The organism is Kitasatospora arboriphila (genome assembly GCF_039528095.1).
Taxonomy (GTDB): domain Bacteria; phylum Actinomycetota; class Actinomycetes; order Streptomycetales; family Streptomycetaceae; genus Kitasatospora; species Kitasatospora arboriphila.
Genome location: NZ_BAAALD010000053.1, coordinates 44,989 through 56,923 on the forward strand (window position 1 = coordinate 44,989; position 11,935 = coordinate 56,923).

The 11,935-nt window shown below is 74.7% G+C and carries 8 protein-coding genes and 1 pseudogene; 4 read left to right on the plus strand and 5 right to left on the minus strand.

Going from position 1 to position 11,935, the window contains the following annotated elements:
• Positions 1 to 36: 36 nt before the first annotated feature.
• On the minus strand, positions 37 to 1,065 hold the full coding sequence (gene tdh / locus ABD353_RS24785; protein ID WP_344625870.1) for an L-threonine 3-dehydrogenase: 1,029 nt from the start codon (positions 1,063 to 1,065) through the stop codon (positions 37 to 39).
• 278 nt (positions 1,066 to 1,343) lie between these two features.
• On the opposite strand from tdh, the gene ABD353_RS24790 reads away from it, so the two are divergent.
• Positions 1,344 to 2,033, plus strand: a complete 690-nt coding sequence (locus tag ABD353_RS24790; protein ID WP_344625871.1) for a tyrosine-protein phosphatase — start codon at positions 1,344 to 1,346, stop codon at positions 2,031 to 2,033.
• 88 nt (positions 2,034 to 2,121) lie between these two features.
• Here ABD353_RS24790 and ABD353_RS24795 read toward each other — a convergent pair whose 3' ends face one another.
• Together ABD353_RS24795 and ABD353_RS24800 are read right to left on the minus strand one after the other, a co-directional pair.
• A complete protein-coding gene (locus ABD353_RS24795; protein ID WP_344625872.1) occupies positions 2,122 to 3,867 on the minus strand; it encodes an ABC transporter ATP-binding protein in 1,746 nt (581 codons plus the stop codon).
• Entirely contained in the window at positions 3,864 to 5,618 is a 1,755-nt protein-coding gene (locus ABD353_RS24800; protein ID WP_425555243.1) for an ABC transporter transmembrane domain-containing protein, read from the minus strand. Before ABD353_RS24800 ends, ABD353_RS24795 begins: the two co-directional genes overlap by 4 nt.
• A gap of 227 nt (positions 5,619 to 5,845) precedes the next feature.
• On the opposite strand from ABD353_RS24800, the gene ABD353_RS24805 reads away from it, so the two are divergent.
• Positions 5,846 to 6,187: a DUF5713 family protein gene (locus tag ABD353_RS24805; protein ID WP_344625873.1), complete on the plus strand. Its 342-nt coding sequence runs from the start codon at positions 5,846 to 5,848 to the stop codon at positions 6,185 to 6,187.
• A gap of 82 nt (positions 6,188 to 6,269) precedes the next feature.
• On the opposite strand, the gene ABD353_RS24810 is transcribed toward ABD353_RS24805, so the two are convergent.
• Both ABD353_RS24810 and ABD353_RS24815 read right to left on the minus strand, forming a co-directional pair.
• Complete coding sequence (locus tag ABD353_RS24810; RefSeq protein WP_344625874.1) at positions 6,270 to 8,723, minus strand: glycoside hydrolase family 9 protein; 2,454 nt, start codon at positions 8,721 to 8,723, stop codon at positions 6,270 to 6,272.
• A gap of 308 nt (positions 8,724 to 9,031) precedes the next feature.
• Positions 9,032 to 10,090: an ATP-dependent DNA ligase gene (locus ABD353_RS24815; RefSeq protein WP_344625875.1), complete on the minus strand. Its 1,059-nt coding sequence runs from the start codon at positions 10,088 to 10,090 to the stop codon at positions 9,032 to 9,034.
• 69 nt (positions 10,091 to 10,159) lie between these two features.
• On the opposite strand from ABD353_RS24815, the gene ligD reads away from it, so the two are divergent.
• Both ligD and ABD353_RS24825 read left to right on the plus strand, forming a co-directional pair.
• Entirely contained in the window at positions 10,160 to 11,158 is a 999-nt protein-coding gene (gene ligD / locus ABD353_RS24820) for a non-homologous end-joining DNA ligase (protein ID WP_344625876.1), read from the plus strand.
• A gap of 246 nt (positions 11,159 to 11,404) precedes the next feature.
• A pseudogene (locus ABD353_RS24825) lies at positions 11,405 to 11,935 on the plus strand (hypothetical protein); the annotation flags it as partial.

Consider the following 11,935-nt stretch of genomic DNA (forward strand, 5'->3'; position numbering starts at 1 on the left):
GTCGGTGCGGGGCCGGGCGGTGCGGGCGGTGCGTGCTCAGACGGTCCAGTCGAGGATGATCTTGCCGCAGTTGCCGCTCGCGGCCTCGTCGAAGGCCTCGGCGAAGTCCGTGGCGGCGTACCGGCCGGTGATCACCGGGGTGAGGTCCAGGCCGCCCTCCAGCAGGACGGACATCGCGTACCAGGTCTCGAACATCTCGCGGCCGTAGATGCCCTTGATGGTGATCATCGAGGTGACGATCGACGCCCAGTCCACCGGGAACTCGTCGGCGGGCAGGCCCAGCATGGCGATCTTGCCGCCGTGCGTCATGTTGGCGATCATCGAGCGCATCGCCTCGGGCCGGCCGGACATCTCCAGGCCGACGTCGAAGCCCTCGCGCAGGCCCAGCTGCTGCTGGCCCTCCTCGATGCTGTGCTGCGAGACGTCCAGCGCCAGGGTGACGCCGACCTTGCGGGCGAGGTCCAGGCGGTACGGCGAGACATCGGTGATCATCACGTTGCGGGCACCGGCGTGCCGGGCGACCGCGGCGGCCATGATGCCGATCGGGCCGGCGCCGGTGATCAGCACGTCCTCGCCGACCAGCGGGAAGGACAGCGCGGTGTGCACCGCGTTGCCGAACGGGTCGAAGATCGCCGCGACGTCCAGGTCCACCGGCACCCGGTGCACCCACACGTTGGACGCGGGCAGCGCCACGTACTCGGCGAAAGCGCCGTCGCGGCCCACACCCAGGCCCACCGTGTTGCGGCAGAGGTGGCGGCGGCCCGCCAGGCAGTTGCGGCACTTGCCGCAGACCAGGTGGCCCTCGCCGCTGACCAGGTCGCCCACCTCGATGTCGGCGACGGCCGCGCCGATCGCGGCGACCTCGCCGACGAACTCGTGACCGATGGTCAGCGGGGTCTTGATGGTCTGCTGCGCCCAGCCGTCCCAGGAGCGGATGTGCAGGTCGGTACCGCAGATGCCGGTGCGCAGCACCTTGATCAGCACGTCCGCGGGGCCGATCTCCGGCATGGGGACGTCCATCAGCCAGAGACCTGGCTCGGCCTGGTGCTTGACGAGTGCCTTCACGGCGAGCGCTCCTGGGGGAGGGTGGAACGGAAGCCCGGCGCTGCAACCCCTGCCGCGCCGGGCACAGTGAAATCTGCCGTGCCGGAGCAGGTCCGGTCCATCGAGGAATTCTTAAGGGCGGTCGTAGCTGGGCTGAACGATCGTCCCCGAGCACCGGCCGCCGGGCATCCCGGCCACCCCCACGGCATGCCGAGCACCACCCGTCCGGGCTACCGCGGGCCGGTGCGGGACCCCGGGTATCGTCTGCCCACGGAGCGGCGGCACGGGAGGGGCACGGCGTGGAGATCGCGGAGGAGACCGTCCTCGGCCCGGCGGCGCCGGCCGTCGAGGTCGCGGGGGTGCGGAACGTCCGGGACGCGGGCGGGGTCGGTGCGCTGCGGCGCGGCGTGCTGTACCGGTCGGGGGCGCTGCACGGGCTGCGGCCCGAGGGGGCGCGCCGACTCGCGGAGCTGGGCGTGCGGACGGTGGTCGACCTGCGGAGCGGCCCCGAGGTGGCGGAGCTGCCGGACGACTGCCGCGGCCTCACCGTCGACCACCGGCACCTGCCGGTCTTCACCGAGCGGCGATGGCCGGCCGGGCAGGCCGAGCTGTACCCCGCCATGGCGGAGCACGCGGGACCGGCCGCGGCCGCGCTCGTCCGACGGCTGGCCGAACCCGGGGCGCTGCCCGTCCTCGTCCACTGCGCCTCCGGCAAGGACCGCACCGGGGTGGTCGCCGCCGTCCTGCAGACCCTGCTGGGCGCCTCCGAGGCCGAGACCACCGCCGACTTCCTGCTGTCCAACGCCGCCCTGGGCCTGTCGGCGGCGACGGCCGGACCGGGCCACAACTCCCGTCCGGTCGCCGCCGTCCACCTGGACCGGGCGATGCAGTGGATCCGCGGTCGGCACGGCTCGGTCGCCGACTACCTGCTGGCCCACGGCGCCCGGGAGGCCGACCTGTCCGCGGCACGTGCCGCACTCGGCGGCTAGGAAGTCGTCTTCAAGGGTGCTCGGACGGCCCGTTCAGGGGCGCCCCACGCGCCCCCGGGTGGCATCCGTACGCCTCTGAAGACCCGTCCTAGGGCGTCGGCTCCCCCTGCCAGCCGGACCAGAGCGCCGCGTAGGGGCCGTCCTGGGCGACCAGGCGGTCGTGGGGGCCGAGCTCGACCAGGTGGCCGTCCTCCAGGACGGCGACCTCGTCGGCGTCGTGCGCGGTGTGCAGGCGGTGTGCGACGGCGATCACGGTGCGCCCGGCCAGTACGGCGGCGAGTGCCCGTTCGGCGTGCCGGGCGGTGGCCGGGTCGAGCAGCGCGGTGGCCTCGTCCAGCACCAGCGTGTGCGGGTCGGCCAGCAGGACCCGGGCCAGGGCCAGTTGCTGGGCCTGGGCGCCGTCGGCGCGGTGGCCGTCGGGGCCCAGCTCGGTGTCCAGACCGGCCGGCAGCTCGCGGGCCCAGTCGGCGCCGACCGCGGCGAGCGCCGCGTCCAGTTCGGCGTCGGTGGCGGCCGGCGCGGCGAGCAGCAGGTTCTCCCGGACGGTGCCGAGGAAGACGTGCTGCTCCTGGGTCACCAGCACCACCTGGCGGCGCAGCTGCTCCGGGTCCAGGTCGGCGACCGGCACCCCGCCGACCGTGACCGTGCCGGTGCGCGGACGCTCCACCCCCGCCAGCAGCCGGCCCAGGGTGGACTTGCCGGCGCCCGAGGGGCCGACCACGGCGAGGCGTTCGCCCGGACGGACCGTCAGGTCCACCCCGTGCAGCACCTCGGGCCCGTCCTGGTAGCCGAAGCCGACCCCGCGCAGCTCGATCCGGTCGTCGGCCGGGACGGCACCCGTCCGCCGGGCCGCCTCCTCGGCGCCGGCCAGCCCTTCGAGCCGGGCGAAGGCCGCGGAGCTGCTCTGGAGCTGGTCGCTGCGGAACATCAGCTCCTCCAGCGGCCCGGAGAGCTGGCGCAGGTAGAGCGCGACGGCCACCACAGCGCCCGCGCCGACCTCGCCGCGTGCGTGCAGCAGGCCGCCGAGCAGCAGCACCGCGACCACCGGAACGGCGTGGCAGACGTCCACGAGCGGGAAGAGCACGTTGCGCAGGGCCAGGGTGCGCCCCCGCGCGGCCGCGGCGACCGCCAGCACCCGGCGGCCGACCGCCCGGCGCCGGTGCTGGAGTCCGAGCGCCTCGATGGTGCGGGCTCCGGCGGCGGTGGCGGCGAGCATCTCGGCGAGCTCGGAGGTGGTGCCCGCCTCGGTCAGGTAGGCGGCCCGGGCGCGGCGCAGGTACCAGCGCCAGGCCAGCAGGATGCCCAGCAGTCCGAGCAGCCCGCAGGCGCCGAGCCGGAGGTCCACGGCGAGCGCCGCGCCGAGGATCAGGAGCGACTGGATCACCGCGACCAGCACCTCGGGGCCGAGCTCGCGCAGGGCGGCGGCGACCGCGTCCGCGTCGACGGTGCCGCGGGTGGTCAGGTCGCCGGTGCCGGCCCGCTCCACGACGGCGCTCGGCAGGGCGAGCGCCCGGCGCAGGTACTGCTCGCGGACCCGGGCCGCGGTCCGCTCGCCGAAGCGGTGGGTGAGCAGCCGGGCGTGGCGGGCCAGCAGCAGCTGGGCGAGCGTGCAGAGCAGGATCGCGGGTGCCAGGTGGTCGACGGCGCCGGTGCCGCGGTGGGCGCGGACCGCGTCGACGATCCGCCCGAGCAGCCAGGGTGCGGCCACGCCGGCGAGGGCGGAGAGCGTGGCGAGCAGCAGGACGGTGGCGAAGGCGCCGCGCTCCAGCCGGATCAGCCGCAGTGCGGCACGGCGGGCGGCGGCCCGGTCGGCGATCGGCAGTCGGTGGTTCACCGGGCCACCTCCACCCCGGCCGGACGGTCCCGGTCCCCGTGGGCCGCGACCGCGTGAGCCGCGGGCTCCCCCGCCGCGTCCTCCTCGGCCCGGCCGGTCTCGCGGGCCACCAGGGAACGGTAGGCCGGCACGGTGCGCAGCAGTTCGTGGTGCGTGCCGTCGGCCGCGACCTTGCCGTCCAGCAGGAAGTAGACGGTGTCCGCCTGCTCCAGCAGCAGGGGCGAGGTGCTGGTGACCAGGGTGCTGCGGCCGGCGCGCGCGGCGCGCAGGCGCTCGGCGAGTGCGGCCTCGGTGTGCGCGTCGAGGGCCGAGGTCGGCTCGACGGCCAGCAGTACCTCGGGCTCGGCGAGCAGCGCCCGGGCGAGCCGCAGCCGCTGGCGCTGGCCGCCGGACAGGTTGCGGCCCTGCGACTCGATCGGCGTGTCCAGCCCGTCCGGCAGTCCGGAGACCACGTCGCCGGCCACCGCGGTGCGCACCGCTTCGGCGATCGCCCGTTCGTCCGGTTCGTGGCGTCCGGCCAGCAGGTCGCGGAGCGGGCCGGCGAACAGGTCGGCCTCGTTGTCCGCGACCAGGATCCGTTCGCGCAGCGGGCCGGCGGCGATCACGTCCAGCCGCACCCCGCCCCAGTCGGCCGCCGACTCGGCGAAGCCGCCCAGCCGGTCGACCACGGCCCCGGCCTCGGCGGGCCGGGCGGCGACCAGGGCGGTGAAGCTGCCGGGCAGCAGCCGCACGCCCGACTCCGGGTCGGTCAGCGGGGCGGGCCCGGTCGGTGCGGCCGTTCCGCCGCCCGTCCGGGCGGGATCCAGTGCGAGGAAGCGCACCACCCGGCGGGCCGCCACCAGGCCGCGGCTGATGTCGTAGCAGCTCTCGATCAGGAAGGAGACGGGCAGCACCAGCATCGCGACGTAGCCGTAGACGGCCACCAACTGGCCGACGGTGATGGTCCCCTGGGCCGCCATCCGGGCCGCCGGCCAGGTCACGGCGGCCAGGAACAGGCCCGGCAGGCCGACCCCGAGGGCCTGGATCCAGCTGGTCACGGCGGCGACCCGGTAGCCCTCGGCGCGCAGCCGCTGCGACTCGGCGGTGTAGCGGTCGGCGAACAGCTCCTTGCCGCCCAGCCCGTTCAGCACCCGCAGGCCGCCGACGAGGTCGGCCAGCCGGGCGGCCAGCGCGCCCTGCCGGGTGCGGTAGTCGCTCTCGACGCCGAGCAGCCGGCCGAGCAGCGGGCCGACCACCAGCGCGAGCAGCGGCACCCCGAGCAGGACGACCACGGCGAGCGGCGGCGAGATGTCGAACAGCAGGACGGCCACCACCAGGTAGGCGACCACCGCGCCGAGTCCGGGGCCGACCGGGGTCATCGCCATGCCGAGGGTGCGCACGTCGCCGATGCCGATGGTGACGACCTCGCCGGCGCCGACCCGGCCGGGCAGCGAGGCACCGAGCCGGATCGCCTGGCGCACCACGGCGTCGACGGTGCGCAGCAGCGCGTCGGTGCGCATCAGGGTCATGGTGCGGTGGCGGAGCCCGGCGAGCAGCGCGTTCAGCAGCCCGGTGGCGAGCAGCGCGGCGCTCCAGCCGAGCAGGGCGCGGGTGTCGCCGCCCTGCAGGCCCTGGTCGATCGCCCGGGAGAGCAGGTAGGGCGGCAGTGTCAGCAGGGCCATCCAGAGGCTGCCGAGCAGCGCACCGCCGGCGGCGCGGCCGGGCTGTGCGGTGACCAGCCACCACAGGTAGCCGTGCGGGCTGCCGGGTATCGCGCGGCGGGGCGGCCGGGGCAGGTGCGCCTCGGCGCCCGGCGGGGCACCCTCCGACTCTGTACGTACGATCGTCACAGCGGTGACTGTAGTGATCGGACGTCAGCCCGGGCCAGCGCCGGGACCGTCGGGTGGATCGCGTCCGGCGTCGGTGACCGGTGTCAGTGACCGGCGTCAGCACCTGGTGCCAGTACCCGGTGTCAGTGCCCGGAGGCAGGATCGGCGTCATGCCGATTGCCAATGACCGGATCGCCCGGCACCACTTCCTGCGCGCCCTGAACGCGGACACGTACTACCCGGACGCCGTCGTCGACCGCGGCCGCGGCATCCTGCTGCGGCTGTGCGAGCGGATCGAGGCGGAGCGGCCGTCCGGCCTGGCCGAGCTGTACGTCCTCACCCAGGCCGCCACCGAGGAGTTCAACGTGCTGCAGGAGGCCTTCGAGGAGGCGGGCAGCGAGATCGAGACGTTCGCGCGGGAGGAGATCGCCGAGGACTTCGCCTTCGTCGCCGCCGCCTACGGCTTCACCGACGCGGACGTCGAGGAGTTGATCGCCACCCGCGACTGGTGAGCGGGGGCTGTGCCCTTGGGCCCGGACGGGGTCCGCGGTCCGGCCCGCCCCCTCGGTGGGCCGGACCGCGGTGGGGGGTGGTTCAGGTGGTGCAGGCCCGGCCGTTGAGGCTGAAGGCGGGCAGGGCGGCCGGGCTTCCGGTGGCCTGGAAGCCGAAGGAGGCGGTGCCGCCCGGGGCGAGGGTGCCGTTCCAGCCGGCGTCGCCGGCGGTCACGGCCGCGCCGGACTGCGTGACGCGGGCGTTCCAGGCGTTGGTGATCTTCTCACCGCCCAGGTAGGTCCAGGCGAGCGTCCAGCCGGAGACGGTCGTGCTGCCGGTGTTGCGGACGGTCACGTCGGCGGTGAACCCGGTACCCCAGTTGCTGCCCACCGCGTAGGCGACCGTGCAGCCCGCGATCGGCTGGGTGGGGCTGCCGCTCGGCGAAGGCGAGGGCGAGGGCGAGGGTGAAGGAGAGGCCGAGGGGGACGGCGAAGGAGACGGCGAGGGGCTGGGGCTGGGCGAGGGGGACGGCGACGGCGTGGTGCCGTCCGGTTCGGCGCCCCACTGCGGTACTCCCCCGTCCAGCAGCCGGATGTTCGGCGCGTTCACCGGCGTCGAGCCGGGCACCGGCGAAATGCCCTGGTAGGACCAGTCGTTGGTCGGGTCCCAGGCACCGGAGGAGGCGATCCGGAACTGGATCTCCTTGCGGTACGCGGACTGCCCGGCCGGCGCGATCACGGTGTTCGAGCAGTCGACGGTGACGTAGTAGGTGGAGCCGGAGTACGGGGTCGGGCCGCTGATCGCCCCGCACTGGTTGTAGTTGGTGGTGAGGGTGATCTGACTCGGGCTCACCCCCGGCTCCAGGGTGAACCAGTAGCGCAGCGAGGCGTTCTTCAGCGCGCGGGCGGGCCAGGCGGAGGTGTTGACGAGGTAGGCCTTGATCTCGGTGAAGTCGGTGCCGGAGGCGTTCACCGAGGCCTGGACGGTCGTCTCCGGCCCGTCCGGGGTCTCCGTGGGCGGGAAGGCCGCGAGCGGGCTGCCGCCGTACTCGCCGTAGAGCCGGGCGAGGGCGCCGGTGAAGGCGGCGTTGTAGTCGGTGGCGACCTCGTTGTTGACGTAGTTGGAGCGGTCGTCGGTGTAGGAGTCGTCGGGCGAGCTCGGTCCGCCGACCAGGGCGCCGATCAGGGTGTGCCGGCTGTTGACCGGGTTGGTGAGCTGGTCCGTCCAGGAGCCGTGGGCGGTGCGGTGGTGCGGGTTCTTCGGCGGGTTGGTGCCGAAGCCGATGAGGTAGCTGGACTTGCGGGGGTTGTCGCCGAGCGCGTAGTCGATCTGGCGGACGGCGAAGTCGTGGTAGCGGGCCTTGCGGGTGGCGTCGCCGGTGAGCCAGTCGGAGTGGACCAGGGCGGCGAACGAGGTGTTGGCGGCGTAGCGCAGCGATCCCCAGGAGTCGAGCACGGCCTCGCCGCCGGGCGAGTACTTCACCTGGCTGCCGTTGACGCCGACCGTCCACCAGTCCAGCCAGCGGTTGGCGTCGTCGATGTACTGCTGCTTGCCGGTGAGTTGGGCGAGCAGCACGTACGCGCCGTAGGACTTGTCGTCCCAGGCGATCGTCCAGCGGTAGGACTTGGTGCTGGTCTGCGGCTCGGTGGAGAGGTTGGCGTAGTAGGTCTCGGCCTTGGCGAGGTAGCTGCTGTCGCCGGTGGCCTTGTACAGCCAGATCGCGCCCCAGACCAGTTCGTCGTTGTAGCCGCTCCAGGAGTTGTAGTAGCCCTGGGCGTCCTTGATGCAGTCGCTGTACTTGCCGCGGTAGGTGTCGGCGAAGGAGTACAGCTGCTTGGCGTGGGTGACCAGGGTGGCGGCGTACGCCGGGTCGCTGTCGGCGAAGACGATCGAGGAGGAGGCGAGGGCGGCGGCGGTCTCGCCGGCGAGGTCGGAGCCGGGGCAGGTGGCGTCGATCCGGTACGCGGGCCGGGCCATCGGCAGCACCTCGGCCGGGCCCCACCAGGCGTGGTCGGCCGAGCCGTTGCCGACCTGGCCGTAGAGCACGTTCGGGGCGGCGTGCGCCTTGAGCAGGTAGTCGTCGACGAAGCGCAGGTTGTTCTTGAGGTACGGCATCTGGCCGGAGGCGGTGTAGCCCTGCTTCGCGGCGATGCCGCCCCAGGCCAGCATGGTGGTGGAAGCGGCCATCGGCAGGCCGAACTTGACGTGGTCGCCGGCGTCGTACCAGCCGCCGGTGAGGTCGAGCCCGACGTCCTTGCCGTCGTCGAGGGCGGAGTCGCCGCGCCAGCCCACCCGGTTGGTGGCGGGCAGCTTGCCGGACTGCTGGGCCTCGTAGAAGAGCAGCGACTTCTGCAGCGCCTCACCGTAGTTGAACGCCGGGGCGGCGGCGCGGGCGGGCGCGGCGTGCAGCGGCAGCAGGGCGCCGGCGGCGAGGGCGAGGGCGGCAACCGCCCCGCAGGCGGGGCGGCGGGCCGGGCCCTGCCGGTGGCGGCGGGCGGCCGGACGTGCGGGCGTGGGGGTGGACGGGCCGGGTGGGGGTGCGGCGGAGTGGGGCACGGGCGTCCTTCCGGGACGGCGGGGTGGGCCCGGCGGAGGGACGCGGCTGGCGGCGCCGGGGGCAGGTGCGCGGGGGCGGAACAGCGGGTGGGGGTGGGGGTGGGGGTGGGACGGGTGCGGGCAGCCTCGGGGAACGCCCGTGACCTGCTGCGATGCCATGGGAGCGCTCCCATTGAGGCCGACCGGGGTGGTGTCGGTAGGCAGCGGGCGGCGTCCATGGTGTCCGTGCCGCCGCGCCCGTGTCAATGCACAACGCGGCACTCGGGCAGCGGAGTTGGCGATGCGAGCGGCCCGGAGCCGGGCCGGGTTCAGCGGAGGATGTCCGACAGGTCGTAGGAGACCGGCTCCTCCAACTGCTCGTAGGTGCAGCTGGCCGGCTCCCGGTCGGGGCGCCAGCGGCGGAACTGGGTGGTGTGCCGGAAGCGGGTGCTCTCCATGTGGTCGTACGCCACCTCGACGACCCGGTCGGGGCGCAGCGGCACCCAGGAGAGGTCCTTGGTGCCCGTCCAGCGGCTGACGGCGCCGGGCAGCCGGGAGGCGGCCTGGGCGCTCTCGTCGGCCCAGGCGGCCCACGGGTGGCCGGTGAGGTCGTCGAGCCGCAGCGGGGCCAGCTCCTCGACCAGTTCGTGGCGCCGGGCCATCGGGAAGGAGGCGCAGACCCCGACGTGCTGCAACTGCCCGTCGCCGTCGTAGAGGCCGAGCAGCAGCGAGCCGACGATCGGTCCGCTCTTGTGCTCGCGGTAGCCGGCGAGGACGCAGTCGGCCGTCCGCTGGTGCTTGATCTTGAACAGGGTGCGCTCGCCGGCCGCGTACGGGCCGTCCAGCGGTTTGGCGACCACGCCGTCGAGTCCGGCGCCCTCGTACTGGGCGAACCACGTCCGGGCGAGTTCGACGTCGGTCACGGCGGGCGCCAGGTGGACGGGGGCGGAGGCGCCGGCCAGGGCGGACTCCAGGGCGCTGCGGCGCTCGGCGAGCGGGCGGTCGGCGAGGGCGGTGTCGTCCAGCGCCAGCAGGTCGAAGGCGACGAACGAGGCGGGGGTGCGCTCGGCCAGGGTGCGGACCCGGGAGGCCGCCGGGTGGATGCGTTCCAGCAGTTCCTCGAAGCGCAGCCGGCCCTCGCGGGCGATCACGATCTCGCCGTCGACCACGCAGCGGGCGGGCAGCTCGCGGCGGAAGGCCTCCACCAGTTCGGGGAAGTACCGGGTGAGCGTCTTGGTGGTGCGGCTGCCGATCTCGACCTCGTCGCCGTCGCGGAAGACGATCGCGCGGAAGCCGTCCCACTTGGCCTCGTACTGCATGCCGGGCGGGATCTCGGCCACCGACTTGGCGAGCATCGGCTGCACGGGCGGCATCACGGGAAGGTCCATGCTCCGATCGTCGCCGCACGTCGCACGGCCCGCGCGCCGGATGCGGGGGGCCCGCCTAGCGTGGGAGGCATGGCCTCGACAGCGGTTGAACTGGAGGTGGACGGCCGGCCGGTCCGGCTCTCCAACCCCGACAAGGTCTACTATCCGGCGCGCGGCTTCACCAAGCGGGACGTCGCCGAGTACTACCTGGCGGTCGCGCCGGGCGTGCTGCGCGGGCTGCGGAACCGGCCGACCACGCTGCAGCGGTTCCCGGACGGCGTCGAGGGCGAGTTCTTCTACCAGAAGCGGGCGCCCAAGGGCCTGCCGGAGTGGCTGCCGACCGCCCGGATCGCCTTCCCGAGCGGCCGCAGCGCCGACGAGATCTGCCCGAACGAGCCGGCCGCGGTGCTGTGGGCCGCCAACCTCGGCTGCCTGACCTTCCACCCCTGGCCGGTGCGCCGTGCCGACACCGAGCACCCGGACGAGCTGCGGATCGACCTCGACCCGCAGCCGGGCACCGACTTCCACGACGCGGTGACCGCCGCGCACGAGCTGCGCGCGCTGCTGGAGGAGCTGGGGCTGCGCGGCTGGCCGAAGACCTCCGGCGGGCGCGGGCTGCACGTCTACGTGCCGGTGGAGCCGCGCTGGACCTTCACCGACTGCCGGCACGCCGTGATCGCGCTCGGCCGGGAGCTGGAGCGCCGGATGCCCGGACGGGTGACCACCGCCTGGTGGAAGGAGGAGCGCGGCGAGCGGATCTTCGTGGACTACAACCAGATGGCCCGCGACCGGACGATCGCCTCGCCGTACTCGCTGCGGGCCCGGCCCGAGGCGACCGCCTCCACCCCGCTGCGTTGGGAGGAGATCGACGACGTCGTCCCGCAGGACTTCGACCTGCGGACGGTGCCCGCGCGGTTCGCCGAACTCGGCGACCTGCACGCCGAGATGGACGACTTCGCGTTCGCCCTGGACCCGCTGCTGGAGCTGTTCGCGCAGCAGGACGCCGTGGACCTGCCCTACCCGCCGGACCATCCGAAGATGCCGGGCGAGCCGATGCGGGTGCAGCCGAGCCGGGCGAAGAAGGGCTGAGGGCGGGGGCCCGGGCCGGGCAGGAACCTCTCGTTCGCGGTCCGGAACCGTCGGATCCGGTCGATCCGCGCCGGTTCCGAACGCCGGCCCTCCGCCGCCCCGGTGCGTGGCTACGCTCGCGCACCTGACACCGCTTCGGGAGGGGACGGCGAGATGGGCGAGACCGCGACGTGCGGCTGGTGCGCGGCCACCGAGGTACCGCGGCGGCCGTGCCCCGGCTGCGGCGACGAGGGCTGACCGGGCCCGGTGGACGCGTACGAGGAGCTGCTGGTGCTGGCCCGCGGCACCGCCCGGACGCTGCTGGCGCAGGGTGTCGCGCCGCTGTCGTTCCGGGACGACGAGGGCGCCGCGGTGGACGGCTGGGTGGTCGACCGGCTGCCCGCCTGGGACCGCGGCGGGGCGGCGGTGCGGACGCGCCGTACGGAGGTGCGCAGCAGCTGTGCGCTCGTCCTGGACGTGGACGGGCGGTTCCACCGCTACCGGGACAGCTCGCTGCGGATGCCCGCCGCCGGCGGCCGGACGGTGGTCACCCGTCGGCTGGAGCTGTCGCCGGCCAGCGCGCGGACGCTGGTCGCGCTCGGACCGGGCCGGCCCTTCGACCAGGTGACGGTGCTGCTGGAGCAGTTGCCGTGGACGGCCGTGCCGCACCGGCCCGCCGTCCGGCCGCAGCCGGTGGCCGCACCCCCGCCGCCCGCTCCGGTGCTGCCGTCCTGGGCCCGGCGGCCCGGGTCGGAACCGGTCGCCGCCGTCCTGGCGGCCGGGCGCCGGCGGGCCGGT